Source organism: Halosimplex litoreum, from assembly GCF_016065055.1.
GTDB classification, from domain to species: Archaea; Halobacteriota; Halobacteria; order Halobacteriales; family Haloarculaceae; genus Halosimplex; species Halosimplex litoreum.
On the sequence record NZ_CP065856.1, the window covers coordinates 743,733 to 763,203 of the forward strand.

15 protein-coding genes are annotated in these 19,471 nt (G+C 69.2%); 11 read left to right on the plus strand and 4 right to left on the minus strand.

Annotated features, from left to right (window positions below; all coding sequences use genetic code 11):
* The first annotated feature begins 46 nt into the window (after nt 1-46).
* Genes I7X12_RS03670 through I7X12_RS03680 form a run of 3 tightly spaced genes read left to right on the plus strand, consistent with a single transcriptional unit; the run spans nt 47 to nt 3,128 of the window.
* Nucleotides 47-2,077, plus strand: coding sequence for an outer membrane protein assembly factor BamB family protein (locus I7X12_RS03670; protein ID WP_198062524.1), 2,031 nt, complete (start codon nt 47-49; stop codon nt 2,075-2,077).
* A complete protein-coding gene (locus tag I7X12_RS03675; RefSeq protein WP_198062525.1) occupies nt 2,074-2,340 on the plus strand; it encodes a hypothetical protein in 267 nt (88 codons plus the stop codon). Before I7X12_RS03670 ends, I7X12_RS03675 begins: the two co-directional genes overlap by 4 nt.
* Nucleotides 2,337-3,128: a hypothetical protein gene (locus I7X12_RS03680; RefSeq protein WP_198062526.1), complete on the plus strand. Its 792-nt coding sequence runs from the start codon at nt 2,337-2,339 to the stop codon at nt 3,126-3,128. Before I7X12_RS03675 ends, I7X12_RS03680 begins: the two co-directional genes overlap by 4 nt.
* Nucleotides 3,129-3,191: 63 nt before the next feature.
* On the opposite strand, the gene I7X12_RS03685 is transcribed toward I7X12_RS03680, so the two are convergent.
* On the minus strand, nt 3,192-3,755 hold the full coding sequence (locus I7X12_RS03685; RefSeq protein ID WP_198062527.1) for a hypothetical protein: 564 nt from the start codon (nt 3,753-3,755) through the stop codon (nt 3,192-3,194).
* 247 nt (nt 3,756-4,002) lie between these two features.
* Between I7X12_RS03685 and I7X12_RS03690 the strand changes: the two genes are divergently transcribed.
* Entirely contained in the window at nt 4,003-5,922 is a 1,920-nt protein-coding gene (locus I7X12_RS03690; RefSeq protein ID WP_198062528.1) for a beta-CASP ribonuclease aCPSF1, read from the plus strand.
* A 101-nt stretch (nt 5,923-6,023) separates the two neighbouring features.
* A complete protein-coding gene (locus tag I7X12_RS03695) occupies nt 6,024-6,440 on the plus strand; it encodes a disulfide bond formation protein B (RefSeq protein WP_198062529.1) in 417 nt (138 codons plus the stop codon).
* Between the two features lie 64 nt (nt 6,441-6,504).
* Here the strand turns inward: I7X12_RS03695 and I7X12_RS03700 are convergent, their stop codons facing one another.
* A complete protein-coding gene (locus I7X12_RS03700; RefSeq protein ID WP_198062530.1) occupies nt 6,505-7,095 on the minus strand; it encodes a response regulator in 591 nt (196 codons plus the stop codon).
* A 199-nt stretch (nt 7,096-7,294) separates the two neighbouring features.
* Between I7X12_RS03700 and I7X12_RS03705 the strand changes: the two genes are divergently transcribed.
* Together I7X12_RS03705 and I7X12_RS03710 are read left to right on the plus strand one after the other, a co-directional pair.
* Nucleotides 7,295-8,272, plus strand: a complete 978-nt coding sequence (locus I7X12_RS03705; protein WP_198062531.1) for an aldo/keto reductase — start codon at nt 7,295-7,297, stop codon at nt 8,270-8,272.
* A 167-nt stretch (nt 8,273-8,439) separates the two neighbouring features.
* Nucleotides 8,440-9,630, plus strand: a complete 1,191-nt coding sequence (locus tag I7X12_RS03710) for a carboxylate--amine ligase (protein ID WP_198062532.1) — start codon at nt 8,440-8,442, stop codon at nt 9,628-9,630.
* A 16-nt stretch (nt 9,631-9,646) separates the two neighbouring features.
* Here the strand turns inward: I7X12_RS03710 and I7X12_RS03715 are convergent, their stop codons facing one another.
* Together I7X12_RS03715 and I7X12_RS03720 are read right to left on the minus strand one after the other, a co-directional pair.
* The gene (locus I7X12_RS03715; protein WP_198062533.1) at nt 9,647-11,071 is read right to left on the minus strand and encodes a hypothetical protein; all 1,425 of its coding nucleotides are present in this window, start codon (nt 11,069-11,071) and stop codon (nt 9,647-9,649) included.
* 156 nt (nt 11,072-11,227) lie between these two features.
* Nucleotides 11,228-12,469 carry a glycosyltransferase gene (locus tag I7X12_RS03720; protein WP_198062534.1) on the minus strand — a complete coding sequence of 414 codons (1,242 nt, stop codon included), beginning with the start codon at nt 12,467-12,469 and terminating at the stop codon, nt 11,228-11,230.
* A 415-nt stretch (nt 12,470-12,884) separates the two neighbouring features.
* Between I7X12_RS03720 and I7X12_RS03725 the strand changes: the two genes are divergently transcribed.
* The 4 genes from I7X12_RS03725 to I7X12_RS03740 all read left to right on the plus strand — a co-directional run bounded on the left by I7X12_RS03725 (nt 12,885) and on the right by I7X12_RS03740 (nt 19,436).
* Nucleotides 12,885-14,141, plus strand: a complete 1,257-nt coding sequence (locus I7X12_RS03725; protein WP_198062535.1) for a nucleotide sugar dehydrogenase — start codon at nt 12,885-12,887, stop codon at nt 14,139-14,141.
* A gap of 4 nt (nt 14,142-14,145) precedes the next feature.
* The gene (locus I7X12_RS03730) at nt 14,146-15,225 is read left to right on the plus strand and encodes a DUF354 domain-containing protein (RefSeq protein ID WP_198062536.1); all 1,080 of its coding nucleotides are present in this window, start codon (nt 14,146-14,148) and stop codon (nt 15,223-15,225) included.
* 127 nt (nt 15,226-15,352) lie between these two features.
* The gene (locus I7X12_RS03735) at nt 15,353-16,807 is read left to right on the plus strand and encodes a right-handed parallel beta-helix repeat-containing protein (protein WP_232343019.1); all 1,455 of its coding nucleotides are present in this window, start codon (nt 15,353-15,355) and stop codon (nt 16,805-16,807) included.
* Nucleotides 16,808-17,129: 322 nt separating this feature from the next.
* Nucleotides 17,130-19,436 carry a right-handed parallel beta-helix repeat-containing protein gene (locus I7X12_RS03740; protein ID WP_198062538.1) on the plus strand — a complete coding sequence of 769 codons (2,307 nt, stop codon included), beginning with the start codon at nt 17,130-17,132 and terminating at the stop codon, nt 19,434-19,436.
* The last annotated feature ends 35 nt before the right edge of the window (nt 19,437-19,471 follow it).

Consider the following 19,471-nt stretch of genomic DNA (forward strand, 5'->3'; position numbering starts at 1 on the left):
ATCGGATACGACGACTCACCCAGCTAGTCGTCACGTGAACTCTGGTTTGTTACGACGCGAACTGTTGGCGTTGCTGACCGGAGCGGTCGCCGCCCGGCGGACGGACTCGGACGTGAGCCCGTCGGTCGACGGTCGGTCGCCGGTCGACAGCGGCCGAGCAGTCGCCGACGGCGAGGCCGCGAGTTCGTGGCCGCGGTTCAAGTTCGACGCGAGCAACACTGGTTTCAGCACGAGCGCGAGCGGTCCACGCGACGGGGTAACCGAGTCGTGGCAGTACCGGACCGGCGGCGGGTGGAACGCGCCGCCGGTCGTCGACGACGACACCGTCTACGTCGGCGGCGACGGCTTGTACGCGCTCGACCGGGAGACGGGAGTGCGACGCTGGGAGTTCCGAAACGGGGAGAAACTGGCCTTTAGCGGCCCTTCGGTCGGCGAAGGCGTAGTCTGCTGCGTGAACCTCGACGACTACCACAACGTCCTGTACGGCGTCAACGCCGCTGACGGGACCGAACGCTGGTCGCACGAACTCGGTGGCCAGGTACTCGATAGTCCCGTCACGGTCGTCGACGGGACCGTCTACGTGACGGGCCCCGACGAGACCCACGCGATCGACGTGAGTTCCGGCGAACACGAATGGGCTGTCTCGCCGGGGATGGGCGTCGAAGACAACAGCGTTCCGGCGGTCACGAGCGACACCGTCTACGTGTCCGACTCGAGGGGGTTGCGCGCGCTCGACCGGAGCGACGGGAGCGAACGGTGGACGTACGACATCTCCGACTCGCTGTCTCCCGCCGTCGACGGCGATCGGGTGTACGTCGGCGGCTACCAGGGCGGCCAGTGGCGGGTCGTCGGCGTCGACGCCGAGACCGGCACGGGAGAGTGGCAGGCGACGCTCGGCGAGACGGACGTCGGCGGCAGCCCGACCCTCCTCGACGGCCGCCTGTTCGTTTCGGCGGGGAACGTCCGCGCGTTCGACACCGACAGCGGCGAGGAACTCTGGACCTCGCCACACGGAGGTGGCGGCATCGGGCTCGGGTCACCGGTCACGGACGGTGAACTGCTGTACGCCGTCGACACGGCGTCGAATTACGTCGCCGCGCTCGACCCGGAGGACGGCAGCCTCCAGTGGCGGTTCGAGCTGGAAGACCCGGGGAGCGGCAAGCCGGAAACGCCCGCACTCGCCGGCGACACCGTCTTCGCTCACGGCTCGCATACGCTACACGCGCTCGTCCCGGACAACGACCCGCCGGTAGCCGACGTGACGCACGAGCCGAGCGAGCCGACGACCGGCGAACCCGTGACCTTCGACGCGTCCGCGGCGCGCGACCCGGACGGGTCGGTCGCGTCCTACGAATGGGACGTGGGTGACGACGGGACGGTCGACGCGACCGGCGAGACGGCGACGCTCACCTTCTCGGAGGCCCGGGCTCACACCGTCGCGCTCACCGTCGAGGACGGCCGGGGAGCGACCGACACGATCCGAACGTCGGTCTCGGTCGTCGAACCGAACGACCCGCCGTCACCCGCCATCTCGGTCGGTCCGTCGGACCCGCGCGTCGACCAGGAGATCACGTTCGACGCGTCGCGGTCGAGCGACCCGGACGGGTCGGTCGCGTCCTACGAGTGGGACCTGACGGGCGACGGGACGGTCGACGCGACCGGCGAGACCGTCACACACGCGTTCGAGTCGCCCGGGAGCCGGCGCGTCGAACTCACGGTCACCGACGACGACGGCGCCGTCCGGACCGCGTCCCGGTCGGTCTCGGTGTCGGCCCGGACGTCCGCCGCCACGGACACGGCGGTCGGCTCCGACGGGGAGTCGACGGGGACGGCGCGCGCCGCGAGTGCTGACACGCCCACCGCGGGCAGCGGTGGCGGGTCGCCGGCCGGCACGGAGGGCGCTCCGTCGGCCGGTGGAACGACGGTGGCGACGGCGTCGCCGCCGAAGTCCGCCACGGGCGTGCTCGCCGCGGTTCTCGCACAGCTGTTCTCGGCCGAACTCCTGGTCGTCGTCGGCGTCGCCGTCGTCGCCGTTCTGATCGTACTCACGTGGGAACGGCAGGTAGAGGGGCGATGACGATCCGGTCGCTCGTCGCACTCGCCTGGCCTGCCGCGTTCGCACTCTCGATGCTCCCCGTCGCGCTCGTGGTGACCGCCGGGTCGGGGTACCGTCGCCGGGCTCGTATCGGCATCGCGGTCGGCTGTACCGGTCTGCTCGCGGCACTGTTCGCGGTTCCGCCACTCAACGCAGCGGTCAGATGGGGACTGACGCTCGTCGGGTTCGGGGCACCGATCGCGGTGAGCGTCATCGCTGTGAGATACATCGTGGACGAGACATGACGGGCACTCCGGTCCAACTCTCGGCCGCGCTCGACGTACTCCCACGGTGGCTCCCCACGGTCGCCGTCGCTGCGGGGTTCTCGTTACTTTTGATCGGGCTCTTCGACCGCCTCATCGCCGGGGTGATCGGAGAGCGGCGGACGTACTCACGACGGGTCGGCTTCGCGGCGGCGGTGTCGTTCGCCGCGAGCGTCGCTGGAGCGACGTACGTCACGGTCGTACGACGCGATCTCGTCCTGCTGTTCGCGCTGTTCGTCTTCGTCTGTGGTCGCTGCGTCCAGGGTGCCGTCACCGCGCGGGTCGTGCAGAAAGTCCTCGATTTCGTCCTGACCGACAGCGACGGGGTGTCGGACGCTCCGCTTCACGTGCGGGCGATCGACTATCTCACGTCCAAACTGAGGTCGAAGGCGAAGATCGTGGTCGCCGTCGGCATCATCGTGAGTTACACCACGTTGAGTATCGCTGGGGTGTTTCTCGTCGGGAGCGGGAATCTCGCGGAGGCGATCAGGCGGCTCTGGGTCGGGATCTTCTTCGTGACGCTGGCCCAGCTGTCGTTCGACGCACGGCATTTCGCCCATCGCGTCTCCTGGACGGCCACCCTCGGTCTCGTCGTCGCGACCGCGGGCGCGTTCCTCTACAATCCGCTCGGAACGTCCGGTGTGGTGTCGGCCCTCGCACCGTATCTCGAGAGTCCGATACCCGAATGGACGCGGCGACCGCTCGGTGCCGTCGGCTTTCTGTTCGGCATCTTCTTCTGGTGTGTGTTCTACGTCCGGTCCTTTCGATAACCACAGATCACTACGCCGCTGGTCGGTCTCGGCCGTTGCGGGGACTGGACTACGTCGGCAGGCCTACTCGTCCCGGGTGGTTTCTCCCTCACGTTCGCCCGCGTCGACAGCGAACGGACTCTCGACCTCGCGCCACCCCCATCCGGGCAAGCGGGTCTGGAACCCCGCGGCGAGCGCGGCGTCGAGGTCGTCCAACCCCGCGGGACCCCCGTCCTCGGTGCCAGCCGAGTCGCCGTCGTCGGTGCCCGCCGCACTCCCCGTCCCCTCGATCGCCACGTCTGCGTAGTGGAAGGTCGCCTCGCCGAGCAAGCGGAGTGGCTGATCTCCCGCAACCGTCCCCGCGAGTTCCCGCCCCAGCAGTTCGTCGACGACGAATCCCGGGTAGTCGCCGGCCACGTCGAGGTTCCGGAGGAGTCGGACCAGCGCGGCGACGTTGACCGCGCGGTCCCCGTCGGCGAACACCTCGTCGACCGCTCGTCGGTACTGTTCGACGGTCACCTCACCGACCTCGGTGTCGAACCGCGCGCCGAGTTCGGCGCGCGTCGCGTTTATCAGCGCGACGACGACGGGCGCTCGCTCCCGGACCCACTCGCGTTCCTCGGCGACGACGGCTGGCGTGATTCGCATAGAGGCTCGTCTCCTCGGATAGCCTACTCGTTTGCGAAGGCTTTTATAACACCGGGAGATTAGGAGCAAGTAAGCCGGTTTTCCGGACACTTCCGTCTAGGGTCCGGAGTGGATTCCCCCAGTAGGAAAACCGACCTATGAATATTCCTTCCAGATCCCGGCAGGCACGCCGCGACGTGCGGGACGGCGAGCGGACAGGCGCTCCCGACACCCGGCAACCGACCGGTCCGACCCTGTTTTCGCAGCTATGAGTCAGGTAGACAAGCAACTCGACGATATCAGAGCAGAGATCGAACAGGAGGTCCCGAGCGACATCACGATCACGGAGGTCGCCTACGAGGGACCGGAGCTGGTCGTGTACACTCGCAACCCGAAGACCTTCGCGAGCAACGGCGACTTGATCCGCAAGCTCGCCTCGAAGCTCCGCAAGCGCATCACCGTCCGACCCGACCCCACCGAACTCTCGGATCCCAGCGACGCGAGGGCGACCATCGAGAGCATCATCCCGGCAGACGCCGGTGTCACCGACCTGGACTTCCACCACGACACCGGCGAGGTCGTCGTCGAGGCCCAGAAGCCGGGCATGGTCATCGGCCGCCACGGCTCGACGCTCCGGGAGATCACCCAGGAGGTCGGCTGGACGCCCGAGGTCGTCCGCACGCCGCCCATCGAGTCCTCGACGGTCAAGAACGTCCGCAACTTCCTCAAGCAGGAACGCGACGAGCGCCGTGACATCCTCGAACGCATCGGCCGCCAGATCCACCGCGAGGAGATGTCCGACGACGAGTGGGTCCGCATCACGACCCTGGGCTGCTGTCGCGAGGTCGGCCGCGCCGCCTTCGTCCTCTCGACGCCCGAGACGCGCGTGCTGATCGACTGCGGCGACAAGCCCGGCGCCGAGGACGAAGTCCCCTATCTGCAGGTACCCGAGGCGCTGGGGTCGGGCCCGAGTTCGCTCGACGCCGTCGTCCTCACCCACGCCCACCTCGACCACTCCGCGCTCATCCCGCTCCTGTTCAAGTACGGTTACGACGGGCCTATCTACTGCACCGAGCCGACGCGGGACCTGATGGGCCTGCTCACGCTGGACTACCTCGACGTCGCCTCGAAGGAGGGCCGGACCCCGCCCTACGAGTCCGAGATGGTCCGCGAGGCGATCAAACACACCATCCCGCTGGAGTACGGCGACGTGACGGACATCGCGCCCGATATCAAGCTCACGCTGCACAACTCCGGGCACATCCTCGGCTCGGCCATCTCCCATTTCCACATCGGGGACGGCCTCTACAACGTCGCCTTCTCCGGGGACATCCACTACGACGACACGCGCCTGTTCAACGGCGCCGTCAACGAGTTCCCCCGCGTCGAGACCCTGGTCCTGGAGTCGACCTACGGCGGGCGCAACGACTACCAGACCGACCAGGCCGACTCCGAGCGCAAGCTCAAGGAGGTCATCAGCGACACTATCGAGCGCGACGGGAAGGTGCTCATTCCCGCGTTCGCCGTCGGGCGCTCCCAGGAGATCATGCTCGTCCTCGAAGAGGCGATGCGGAAGGGCGAGATCCCCGAGGTGCCGGTCCACCTCGACGGGATGATCTGGGAGGCGACGGCCATCCACACGACCTACCCCGAATACCTCCGGGACGACCTGCGCGACCGGATCTTCCACGAGGACCAGAACCCGTTCCTCGCCGACCAGTTCAACCACATCGACGGCGGCGAGGACGAACGCCAGGAGGTCGCCGACGGCGGCCCCTGTATCGTCCTCTCGACCTCCGGGATGGTCGAGGGCGGGCCTATCATGTCCTGGCTGCGCCACGTCGGCGGCCAGGACGAGGGCACGATGATCTTCGTCGGCTACCAGGCCCAGGGGACCCTCGGCCGCCGCATCCAGAACGGCTGGGACGAGATCCCCATCAACGACGGTGGCGGCCGGGCCGACACCCTCTCGCTCAATATGGACGTCGAGACCGTCGACGGCTTCTCCGGCCACGCCGACCGCCAGGGCCTGGAGAACTTCGTCCGCACGATGAACCCCCGCCCGGAGAAGGTCCTCTGTGTCCACGGCGACGAGTCCTCCACCCAGGACCTCTCGTCGGCGCTGTACCACGAGTTCAACATGCGAACCTTCGCCCCGAAGAACCTCGAGACGTTCCGGTTCGTGTAGCCGTTCCCGGCGACCGCCCACCGCCGCCACCGACCCGCGACCGCGGGCGCCGCACCCGCCGAACCGAACCGCATTTCTCCGTGCCCCGCACAACGCCGTCCGTGAGCGCGCGCCTCGACCGCCTCGATCCCGGGTACCCGCTCGCCGCCGGCGCCCTCGTCGCCCTCGTCGCGACCGTCGGGAGCCTCTACGTCTCCGAGGGTATGGGACTGGTCCCCTGCGAGCTGTGCTGGTTCCAGCGGGTCCTGATGTATCCGCTGGTCGTCGTCTTCGGCGTCGCGCTCGTCGAGCGCCGTCCGGGCGTCTACCGCACCGTCCTCCCGCTGTCGACGCTGGGGGCGGCCGTGGCGGCGTACCACTCCTGGCTGCAGGTCGCGGCGGGCGGTCGGTGCGGGCTCGGCGGCGGCTGTGCGGCGGTGCAGCTGCGCGTGGTCGGCCTGACGATCCCGAACCTCTCGCTGGTCGCGTTCCTCGGAGTCACGGCGACGGCCGCCGCCCTCGCCGTCGGTGACCGGTGACGGCGCGGCGAGTCCGTCGAGGAGGCGAGGCGGGCAGGGGCCGATCGGGTCGGATCGAGTCGGGTCAGCTCGGGTCTTCGTAGCCGAGCTGTTCGTCGAACTCCGATTCGAGCTCGTCGAGTTCGGCCTCCAGTTCGCCGATGCGGTTCTGGAGGCGGCGGAACTCGACGCTGTCTTCCAGCGCCGAGGGGTGTTTCTCGACTTCGAGAACGTTGCGCTTGACGCGGAGCGTGCTGAGTTCGCGCTGGGCCTCGTCGTACTCGTCGAGCAGTTCGAGGCGCTCGACGGTCTCGACGAGGTCGTCGCGGTCGACCGGCTTGACCAGGTAGTCGTCGCAGTCGATCGTGACGATGTCGAAGTCGGGATCGACCGCCGTGACCAGCGCGATCTGGCAGTCGACGTTTCGGGCGCGGATCTCTTCGAGTACTTCGTCGCCGGAGCGGTCGGGCATCCGACGGTCGAGCAGGACGACGTCGACGTCGTCGTCGACGGCCGCGAGCGCGGCCTCGCCGCTGTCGACCGTCCGGACCGCGTAGCCCAGCGGTTCGAGATACAGCGCGAACGACTCGCGGACCACCTCCTCGTCGTCGACCACGAGGATCGTGGTCCTGTCGTCCGAGGACCCGTCGGGCGCGTCCGTCTCCCCTCTCTGCATCGGCCCAACGTATGTCGTTCCGATAGAAAAACCCACCCGTCTCGGAACGGCGATCAACGATCCGACAGTTGTCGCGACCGAGCCGAGCGTCACCGAGCCGGCTCCGTGCCGTCGCTCGGCGTCGCACGATCGTCCGATCCGGCCGGAAGGCGCTTCCGGGACCCAAGGGGTTACCACCGCTCGCTCACACTGTCGCGGTATGGAGTACGTCCGACTCGGTTCGACGGGACTGCAGGTATCGCCCATCTGCCTCGGAACCTGGCGCTTCGGCCTCGAACACGAAGACAGCGGCGTGATGGAGACCGACCGCGAGGAGGCGCACGAACTGCTCGACGCCCTCGACGAACGCGGCGGCAACTTCATCGACACCGCCAACGGCTACGGCGGCGGCCGCTCGGAGCAGTGGATCGGCGAGTGGCTCGAAGACCGCGACCGCGAGGACTACGTCATCGCCTCGAAGTGCTACTGGTCGGACGTCTCCCGGTTCCAGGAGAACCTCTCGAAGAAGAACGTCAAGGCCGAAGTCGAAGGGTCGCTGGAGAAACTCGGCACCGACTACCTCGACCTGCTCTATCTGCATCGTTTCGACGACGACACGCCCATCGAGCGCACCCTGCGCGCCGTGGACGACCTGATCAGCGAGGGCAAGGTCCACTACGTCGGCATCTCGACGTGTGACGCCTGGAAGCTCACCAAGGGCCTGTGGAAAGCCGACGTGAACAACTACGAGGCCTTCAGCGTCACTCAGCCCCAGTACTCGGCGACCTACCGCGACCCGGTCTCGGAGTACCTCGACGTCTGCGCCGACCAGGATATCGCAGTCTGTCCGTATTCGCCGCTGCACGGCGGCTTCCTCACGGGCAAGTACGAACGGGTCGGCGACGGCGAAGTGGAGACGCCCGACGGGTCGCGGGGCGATCTGGACGAGCACTTCACCGACTGGTACCTCGACGACCAGGCCTGGGACGTGCTCGACGAGATCCGCGCGGTCGCCGACGAGGTCGACGCCACGCCGGCGCAGGTGTCGCTACGCTGGCTGATGGACCACGAGCGGTTCACCTGCGTCCCGATCGTCGGCGCCCGCACCGTCGACCAGTTAGACGAGAACCTCGACGCCATCGAAGTCTCCCTGTCCGACGACCAGTGGAACCGCATCGACGCGGCCACCGAGGCCTGAGGCGAGCGCATCGCTCGCGGCGCCAGCCCGGGAACGAACACTCTGGGTCGGGCGGTCGGATCGCCGTTCGGTGGCGGCCCGAGTCGGCGGTTCGCCGGCGTTAGGCATCCATTTCTCGCCGTCCAGCGGTGAATACTAAGGGAGCGATGGGTCGTACCGGGTGCCAGATGAGTATCGATCCAGCCGACGGACCCGCCGCGGTCGTCGTCCCTGCGATCGCCGCACCGAGCAGCGTCGCTTGCGTGCGCTCGCTCGGGAAGCGCGGGATCCACACCGTCGTCGTCTCCGAAGACGAGGACGCCGCCGCCTTCCGGTCGCGCTACGCCGGCGAGACGGTCGTCGTCCCCGATCCCCACGAGGACCTGGTCGCCTACAAGGACGCCTTGCTCGCGCTCGCGATGCGGCCGGACGTGCTGACGGTCCTGCCCGTCCGCGAGGAGGACGTGTACGTCCTCGCACAGCACCGCGAGGCGTTCGAGCCCCACGTCGTGACGCCCTGGCCGACCGCCGAGGGACTGCGGCGGGCACAGGACCGCGTCGAGCTGTTCGACGCCGCCGAGCGGGCCGGCGTCGCCGTCCCCGACACCCGCCTGCTCGACGAGGTCGACGACTGGGACCGCGAGTGGGTCGTCAAGGGCCGCTACACGCTGCTCGCAGACGCCTACGTCGACGACCTGTCGCCCGAACGCTCCCGGGACCCGCCCTCGACGCAGTATCTCAACGGCGACAAGCCGGACGTCGAGACGATCCGCACCCAGAACGGTCACACCCCGATCGTCCAGGAGTTCCTGCCGACGACCGACGAGTACGCCTTCTTCGCGCTGTACGACGAGGGCGAACCGGTCAGTACCTTCCAGCATCGGCAGGTCCGCGCGTACAACTACGCCGGCGGCCCGAGTTCGTTCCGCGAGTCCGTGTCGATCCCCGAACTGGACGAGGCCGGCCGTGCGCTGCTGGCGGAACTGGAGTGGCACGGGCTGGCGATGGTGGAGTTCCTGCGCGACGACGAGACCGGCCAGTTCCGGCTCATGGAGATCAACCCGCGGCTGTGGTCGTCGCTCCCCTTCTCCGTCCGGGCGGGCGCGGACTTCCCGCACGACTACTGGCTGCTCGCCCGCGGCGAACGCGACCGCATCGTCGACGACTACGAGGTCGGCACGGCTGGCCACCTCATCCGCGGCGAACTCTCCTATCTCCACAGCGTCCTGTTCGACGAGGAAGAGCTGGTCGAGCGACCGGTCCGCACCGAGGCCTTCTCGGCGGTCGCCGAGTCGCTTCGGGAGTATCCCCGCTTCGACTACCTCCGGTTCGACGACCCGCGGCCGTTCGTCCGCGACGCACTGAACACGCTCCGGTGAGTCCGTTCGTCCGCGTTCAGGGCCGAGGTGCCAGTTCGCGAACGGTCTCGTAGGCGGGGGACAGTCGGGCGTACACCGAGGCGGGGACCGCGCGAGCGGCGGCGCGGACGACCCGATGGGAGACCGGCGGGCCGGACCTGGCGGCCGCCGCACGGAGGTCGGTCGTCCGGAGCCAGTCGGCGAACGCGTCGACGCCCGCGACCGGGTACGAGGCCTCGGGGTCGACCGACGCCTGCAGGTCGAGCCAGTAGGCGAGGATGTGGAAGTCGACCAGCCAGTTGCCGGCCTCGATCTCCCGGCGGGCTCGTTCGAAGGTCGCCGCGTCGACGTCGAAACCGTGGTCGTTCGGGTCGCGGCCGGCCAGCGCCAGCCCCAGCGCCGTCCGCGCGCATTTCTCACAGCGGTTGCAGTTGCTCCCGGTCGCCGACGCCTCACAGGCCCGGAGCGGCAGGGCCGGCGCGTGCTCGCGCAGGTAGTCGGCCAGCACCTCGACGCGCTCCTGACGTGTGATCTCGAACGCGTCGTGGTGGACTGCCGTCCCGGTCCAGGCGATCTCGTCGTCGATAGCCGGGTCCGACCCCCAGGGGATCGCGCCGCCGTCCCAGTGGTCGAACCGGTCGGCCGTCGGAAACTCCTCCCAGTGGGTCGCGGCGAGATACAGTCGGCCGATTCCCTCGGCGGCGGCCAGCGGCGCACAGAGCCCGGTCAACCCCAGCCCGCAGCCGACCGCGCTGTACCACGCCCCGTCGTGGCGGCCCTTGTAGTGGGCGTCGAGCATCGCGGTGTCGAGGAACTCCAGCATGTTCGACTCGACGAACCGGGCGTCCGTGCCGAGGCGGTCGGCGTAGTCGGCGATCCGTCGCCTGGTGTGTGCCCACCGCTCGTCGTCGTCGACGCCCACGAGCCACCCTCTGACGTTGATCAGCGTCGGGTCCTCGCCGCGGTGGCGGACGTACGTCGCCAGCGAGTCCACCCCACCCGTGAATAGCATACCAGTGCCGCTCGCGACAGGGTCGTCCGCGGTGCCGGAGCCGTCCGAACCGGTTTCGGTGCCGGGCGGGGCCACCTCGTCCCGCTCGGGGGTTCGCTCGACGAGGACGCGTCCACCTTCGACGAACGGATACATCTCCGAGAGTGCCCGGCCGACGGTCTCGAGCGAGTCGAGGAAGCGACGGTCGGCGACGGGGACGCGCACGTCGGCGCCGACCGCCCACGCTACCGGACAGACGTGCGCCACCACCGGAATCGTCAGGAGCGATTTCGGCAGGCCCGAGACGTCGACGCCGTACTCCACGTAGAAGGAGGAGTCGCCGAAGAACGGTCGCAACTCGTCGCTGTACGAGACGGCCGACTCGACACGGGGGCCCTCGGCGGTGACGGTGTCGACCGAGACGACCGGGGACCGACCGCCGTCGGGTCCGCCCGCGCTTCGACCGACCACAGACAGAAGGGGATTGCCACTCGGGATCACGGACCGAACGACGCACGCTGTCGGATAAAGTATTTATAAACTATCGGAGCTACCGAACCGCTTACGCGTAGTTACCGGGGTCACCAAACGAGTTGGGGTGTGCCTACGGAACGAGTTGGGGTGTGCCTACGCCGGGACCGGGCGCGCCCGCGGCCGCCGGACGGTCCGGTCGAACAGCACCGCCTCGTGCTCGGCGACGACCGCGTTCCAGTCGTGTGCCTCGGCGGTCGTTCGTCCGGCGCGCCCGAGCGCTCGAGCGTCGGCCGTGCCGGCGATCACCTCCTCGAGCGCGCCGGCGAGGCCGTCGGCCGTCCCGTCGTACAGGAGGCCGTTCTCGCCGTCGTCGACCAGCCGGCGGTGAGCGGGGATGTCCGTGGCGACCACGGGGGTGGCCGCGGCCATGTACTCCAGGAGCTTCGCGGGGAAGCTGATACGGTAGGACTCGATGTCGGCCAGCGGGGAGACGGCGATATCGGCGTCGGCGAGCACCTCGGGGACCGCCTCGTGGGGGACGATCCCGAGCCAGGTGACCCGGTCGTCGATCCCGAGTTCGCGGGCTCGCTCGCGCAGGGCGGCCATGTACTCGTCGTCGCCGCCGCCGGCGACGCGGAACTCGACGTCGCGGTCGGTCGCCGCGACGGCGTCGAGGGCGTGTTCGAGCCCGCGCGGCGGGCCGATCGAACCGACGTAGGTGATCACCCAGGTGTCGTCGGGTTCGCGGGCGAGTTCGCGCGTCGGCTCGGCGGCGAAGCGGTCGGTATCGACGCCCATCCCGATGACGGTGGCCTCCGAGAGGTCGACACCGTACTCCAGCTCGGTCGTCTCGCGGATCCCGTCGGTCAGACAGACCACCTCCGTCGTCCGGTCGAGGAGCCGACCGACCGCCCAAGCGTATCTGGCCTTGACCGCGATCAGGGCTCGCCTGCGGGGCGACAGCCGCTCGTGGGCCGCGTCCGAGAGGTCGCGCTTCTGTCGGACGGGGACGGACTGGAGACCGACGACGAACCGCGAGCCGCCGACGCGGGCGGCCAGCCACCCCTGGATGATCGTCTGCTGGAAGCCGTAGACGGCGCCGAAGCGGTAGCGGGCACACAGCGCGACGGCGTACAGCGTCGACGCGACGAGGAAGACCAGCCCCGAGAGGATCGGCACCTCGCCGGTCGAGAGCTCGTGGTGGACCACGCTATCGGGGAACTCCCCGTCCTCGTCGCGGTCCGAGAAACGCCGGCTGAGGACGTGGACCGTGTGGGACTCCGAGAGTGTCCGCGAGAGGTAGTGGGGGACGGTCGCGCTGTACGGCGAGGAGATCTCGCGGTGGTGGACGAGCAACACCGAGTCGCGGTCGGCGCCCCCGTGAGACCGACTCATGGGTGGGCTCCGGTCGGTCCGCGGTGTGGTCGAGACGGCTCGCGAGGCGGTTCGTGAGGCGATCGACTGGCCGCCCGGCGGACACCACCGAGGGCCGCCGCGAGCGACCGGTCGGCGGCTGCGAACCGCCGGTCGGCGACGCCGCGAGTCGCGATACCTGGCATCGGGCGACTCAAGCCGTCGGACCGCCTTAAGTAAGAGCCGGATAATCGCCGCCCTCCCCCGCTCGCCCGGTCTGAGACGACTCTGGAGGGCGGGGTTCCCCGTTGGGCGGCGGACCGTCGTCGACGAGAGGCCGGTGAGAGTTCCCCGTCGGTCCGCTAACGGCGGTATACCGGAGCGCCCCGTCGTCGTCGACGAGCCGTAACTCCGTAGGCTGATAATAACATTCCCGACCGGTCCGGTGGGGTGGCGTATGAGCATCGGCATCTACGGCGTCGGATTCGTCGGCAAGGAGGTCGCGGAACTGGCCGTCGAGCGCGGGCGGTCGGTCGCCTGCGTCGACGTGGACGACCAGGTCGTCGAGCGGATCGAGGCCGAGGAGTACCTGGCGGTCGACGACTGGGACCGCGTCACCGCGACCACGGACGGCGCGGCGGTCGCCGCCGAGGCCGACACCTGTCTGGTCACCGTCCCGACACCGGTCGACGGAGCCGAACGGGTCGACCTGGGGCCGCTGCGGGCCGCCAGCGAGACCATCGCCGAGGGGTTGCGGGGTCGCGACACCGCCGAGCCCTGCCTCGTCGTCGTGGAGTCGACCATCCCGCCGGGGACCGCTCGCCGGGAGATCGCCGCGGTGTTCGACACCTACGGGCTCGAACTGGGGACCGACTACCACCTCGCGGCCGTGCCCGAGCGAGTCGACCCCGGCAACGAGGCGTGGCCGCTCGAAGCCATCCCCCGGGTCGTCGGCGCGCTCACCGACGAGGGGTTGGAACGGGCGAGCGACTTCTACGACGGTCTGCTCGACGCGGAGGTCCACCCGGTCGACAGCGTCGAGATCGCCGAGGTCTCGAAGATCGTCGAGAACGCCTTCCGCGACATCAACATCGCCTTCGCCAACGAGATCGCCGTCTCGCTGGACTCGCTGGACGTCGACGCGCGCGCGGCCATCGAGGCCGCGGGGACCAAGCCGTTCGGGTTCATGGGCTTCGAGCCGGGCGCGGGCGTCGGCGGTCACTGCATCCCCGTCGACCCCCACCTCCTCATCGGCGAGGCCGAAGACGCCGGGTTCACCCACGAGCTGCTGACCGTCGCGCGCACGATCAACAGCCAGATGCCCGAGTACGTGGCCGACATGACCGTCGACGCGCTCACGCGCGAGCGGGTCCTCCCGCAGGACGCCACCGCGCTGTTGCTCGGCCGCGCGTTCAAGCCCGACCTCGCGGACGACCGCAACAGCCCCTACTTCGGGGTTCGGGATGGGCTGGCCGACTACGACGTGACCGTCGAGACCTACGACCCCGTCCTCGCGGCGGAGTCGTCGGTCGACTCGCCGTACCGGCCGGTCGACGCCGTCGTCGTCGTCACCGACCACGAGTCGTTCACCGATCTCGACCCGCGACGGTTCGCCGACCTCGGCGTCTCGGCGATCGTCGACGGCCGCGACGTCTTCGACGCCGACACCGTCGAGGCCGCCGGACTCCGCTACGAGGCCGTCGGGGAGGTCTGAGGCGATGCGGGTCTTCGTGACCATCCAGCACCCGGCCCACGTCCACTTCTTCCGCGAGGCTATCGGGGAGCTCGAGGCGGCGGGCCACGAGGTCTCCGTGTTCATGCGCGACGTGGCGATCGCCGCCGACCTGCTGGAGAGCTACGGCATCGACTACGAAGTGCTCGCGCCGACCAGCGACTCGCTGCCGTCGCTGGCACGCTCGCAGTTGCGCTACGAACTCGCCCTGTTCCGGCGGGCCCGCCGAGAGGACCCGGACGTCGTCACGGCCATCGGCGAGCCGGCGGTCGCCCACCTCTCGACGCTGCTCCCCTGCCGGTCGGTCGTGTTCACCGACACCGAGCACGCCACCCTGCAGAACCGCATCACCTTCCCGTTCGCCGACCGCGTCTGCACGCCGGAGGCGTACACGGACAATATCGGCGACGGGCAGGTCACCTACCCGGGATTCCACGAGCTGGCCTACCTCCACCCCGACCGCTTCGAACCGGACCCGTCGGTCGTGGCCGACGCCGGCCTCGACCCCGACGAGCGCCTCGTCGTCCTCCGACTGGTCGCCTGGGAGGCGCTGCACGACGTGGGCGGCGGTGGCTTCGCCGACGCCCGCGAAGTCGTCGACGAACTCGAACGCCACGGCGCGCGGGTCGTCATAACCGCCGAAGCCGACCTCCCGCCGGATCTCGCCGACCGACGGGCGACCGTCGCGCCCGAGGACATGCACCACCTGCTGGCCCACGCGGATCTGTTCGTCGGCGAGAGCGCGACGATGGCCGCCGAGTCCGCCGTCCTGGGTACGCCCGCCGTCTTCGCGTCGACGCTCGAACTCGGCTATCTGGAGACCCTGGAGTCGGAGTACGGGCTCGTGGTCAACACGACGGGCGAAGACCGCCAGGCCGAGGCGCTCCGCCGGGCGAGTTCGATCCTCGCCGACCACGACGATATCGACTGGGCCGGCCGCCGGGAGCGGGTGCTCGCCGACTGCGTCGACACGACGGACGTAATCTTGTCGCAGATAGCCGACGGCCCCGCCCGGCGGTCGGCCGCCGAGGTGGACGCTCGACGGCCGGCCGCCGACCGGCGGTGACGGCGGGACGCCGGTCCCGAGACGCCCCGGTGGAGCCCGACCGGCGGGTAAACGGCCCTTACGCGAAATACAGGAGACATAACAAATGCGCCGAGGTGCCACGAACGATCAAATGGCGCCCGATCGGTTGTCACGACGACGATTCCTCGAAGGGACAGCAGCGGCCGCGCTGGCGGTCGGCGCGGCGGGGTGCGGGTCGAACGAGCGTGAGCCGACCGACCGCGAGGACGCGGGGACGCGGATCGACCCGACCACGCCGACGGACACGCCGACCGCGACGGCCGAGCCGACGGCGACCGGGTCGCCGACCGCGACCCCGATCCCGGAGGTCGTCGCCGAGTACGGCGACCAGTTCGACTCGATCGTCAACGTGGTCGACGCCGGAGCCGACCCCGAGGGGGGCGAGCCGATCAACGACGTGCTCACCGACGCGATCGCCGAGAGCACGCTCGTGTACTTCCCGGCCGGTCGCTACGCGCTCGACTATCTGGAGGTCGAGAACGTCTCTCAGTTCGGGCTCGTCTCGATCCCCCACGAGCGGACGCTCCTCGTGCCGAGCGGGCCCGTCGAGGAGATCGGCAACCACTTCATCGACTTCAGGCGCGTCGGGGACGTCCTGCTCGACGGGCTGGAGTTCGACTTCACCGAGTCCGGCGTCGGCGGGGCCGTCAGGACCATCTCGGAGGGCAACGTCGTCGCCAGGAACCTCCGGACCCACGGAAAGCTGCCCGACCTGAACAAGGAGCGCAAGCACGTGGCCTACCGGTTCGAGGTCCAACATCCCCAGAGCAAGGGGCTCGTAGAGCGGGTCATCGCCCGCGACGGCGGCCACGACGGCGGCAACGGCGTCGGCATCTACGTCGGCAAGGACCACGCGGGCTCGCTGACCTTCCGCGACTGCGAGATCGCCAACTTCCCGAACAACGGCCTGTACGCCTCCGCGCCGGGCCAGACCCTCGACGGATACACCGGGAACAACGGCGACATCCACGTCCGCGGCGGGCGCTACGAGAACAACAACATCGCCAACGTCCGGATCGGCTCGACCGGCTCGACGGTCAAGGACGTGCTCGTCGTCGTCGACGAGGTCCCACCGAGTCCCTCGCGGAGTCACCTGAACGTCCGCGGGATCAGGCTCCGGGCTCGCAGCGACCAGCTGGTCGAGAACTGCGAGGTGCGTATCGGCGCGAACGCGGGCCGCGGGTTCGGCGCGATCTCCTACCACCCGGTCCACGGGAGCTCGACGGTCCGCGACACGACGATCACGGTCGACCGCGACGATTTCAACGCGATCGACGCGACCGACGCCAGCAACGGCGGCTCGAAGGCCCCGCTGACTTTCGAGAACGTCACCGTCACCGGCAGCGCCAGCGGCGGGGCAGCCGTCGATATCGCCGACCGCCCGGGGACGACGCTGCGCAACTGCCGGATCGAACAGTCCGGCGCCGGCCGCCGAGGGATCGTGTTCACCGACTCCGCGAACTGCACCGTCGTCGACTCGACGATCCGGGTGACCGGGCCCCCGATCGAGACCGAGAACTCCTCGGTCGACCGCCGCAACCTCTCCATCGAGAACCTGTGACCCGGGCAGGCCACGGAGTCGTCCGGTGCCGCCGAGTGATCCCGTACCGCCGGTGACCGCCGACCCCCCGTAGCCGGCCGGTAACGACTGCTTACTGCATCCGCGATGCCCGAGAGCGACGCGTCGTCGCCCCGTCGAACCGGGGACGGAAGGCGCTCGCGGTCCGCTCGCAACCCGCGTTCGACGGTACGTATCCGTCACGATCCGATACGTACGTCGCAATCGATCGGCACGGAATCGAACGCAACGGCCGGCGACCCGGTCGTATCGGGTAGCGTCCCCGCAGGTACCCTTTTCCCAGTAGATACGGCTTACCCGCGATATGGAGAACGGTAACCAGGACGAACCGGATAGCACGAGCGGGGAAACTCGTCGTACCCGGCAACTACCGGGCGACGAGTTCGGACGGCGCTCCTTTCTGAAGCTCGGCGCCGGGGCCGCTGCCGCCGGCACGCTTCTCGCCGGCGAGACTGCAGCCGCACCGACCACACGCCACCTGGCGATCGTCTCGACCGACGAGCGGACCGAGACGGGCGGCCTCACGGTCAAATACGAGTTCACCGCGACGGGCGAGATCGTCCCCGACACCGCCGACGGGGGAAACTCCGCGGAGGGCAACGACTCGGTCGCGCGGAACGACGACGGCACCTGGACCGCCACGGGCAAGACCGGCAACGGCTTCGGCGACGCCTACACCGTCGCCGGCCGGATCGTCGACTTCTCGGCGACTGGCTCGTTCGAACTCTACCTCGACGGCGAAGCGGTCGCCGTCGACGACGTCGTCGTCGACTACGACCACACGATCGAAGTGCTGACCACCGAGGACCCATCGGAACTGGACTACACCTTCACGACTACCGGCGAGATCGAACCGAACTACGACAACGGCGACGACTCCGCCGGCGGCAACGACTCCGTCACCGAGAACGACGACGGCACCTGGACAGCCGACGGCTACACCGGCAACGGCTACGGTGACGCCTACTACTTCGACGGCGCGCTGACCGACTTCGGCCCCGTCGAACCGTTCGCCGAGCTGCGGGTCGACGGCGTCGCCGTCGACCTGACCCCGTTCGATTCCGCGCCCGAACCCGACTCCGAGCGACACACCATCGAGGTACTCACGACGGAGGACCCCTCGGAACTGGACTACACTTTCACGACCACCGGCGAGATCGAACCGAACTACGACGCCGAGGAGAACGCCGCCAGCGGCAACGATTCGGTCGCCGAGAACGACGACGGCACCTGGACCGCCGACGGCTACACCGGCAACGGCTACGGCGACACCTACGCCTTCGAGGGGACGCTGACCGACTTCGGCCCGGTCGAGCCGTTCGTCGAGGTGCGCGTCGACGGCACCGCGATCGACCTCGAACAGTTCCGGCCGGAACGGCACACGGTCGAGGTGCTGACGACCGAGGACCCCTCGGAACTGGACTACGCCTTCACCGCCACCGGGGAGATCCGGAAGGTCACCGACGTGGCGGAGAACGCCGCCAGCGGCAACGACTCCGTCACCGAGAACGACGACGGCACGTGGCGCGCCGACGGCTACACCGGCAACGGCTACGGCGACACCTTCACCGTCCGGGGCGAGGTGCTGACGTTCGGACCGGACGTCGACCACGCCGAGGTCCGGGTCGACGGCGACGCGGTCGACCTGAGCGGGTACGAGGCCCCGCCGGAGCCGGCCGTCGTGATGGGCGGCGGCGACGGCTACTCGGGGACGGTCCCCGAGTCCGCGGCCGACGTGATCGTCTCCACGCGCGGCGAACTCGCGTCCGCGCTGAACGGCGCCGACAGGGGTGACGTGGTGTACGTCGACCCCTCGGCGAGCATCGACGTCCCCGACCGGGAGCTGACGATCCCCTCGGGCGTGACGCTGGCGTCGGACCGCGGTATCGACGGCGCCGACGGCGGGGAGATCCGCGCCGACCGGGTCTACGGCGAAGGGCCCCTCCAGACCGGCGACGACGTTCGGGTCACGGGGCTGCGAGTCAGCGGCCCGATCACCGAGTACGTCGACTACAGCCGCCCGGTCCACAGCGGCGTGACGGTCAAGGGGACCGGCTGTGAGATCGACAACGTCGAGATCTCCGGGTTCAGCTACGCCGGCGTCAAGCTCCAGGAGGCCGCCTACGTCCACCACTCGCACATCCACACCAACGCGATGGACGGGCTGGGTTACGGGATCGTCTGCAACCAGGAGGGCGGGGACACGCTCGTCGAGTACAACGAGTTCAACCTCAATCGTCACTCCGTCGCCAACCGCGGTTACGCGGGCTACGAGGTCCGCTACAACCACTTCGGCGAGGACGCCATCGCCTACCAGGTCGGCACCCACCGCCCCGGCGCGACGACGCTTTCGATCCACCACAACACGTTCGTCCCGACGCTGCACCTCAACTCCGGGGAGGACCCCGAGTCGCATATCAGCATCCGCGGGGTACCCGACGACGTGGCCGACATCCACCACAACTGGTTCTACAACCCGAGACGCCCGGATCCCGGTCGCGGCCGGGAGTCGGTCATCCAGCCCCACGTCGAGGAGTTCACCAACCTCGACCACCGGAACAACCACTACGGGGCCGACGAACCGGCCGACGACGACATCGGCTGTCCCTGACCCGACGCGACCGTCTCTCTGGCCGGTTTCGTTCC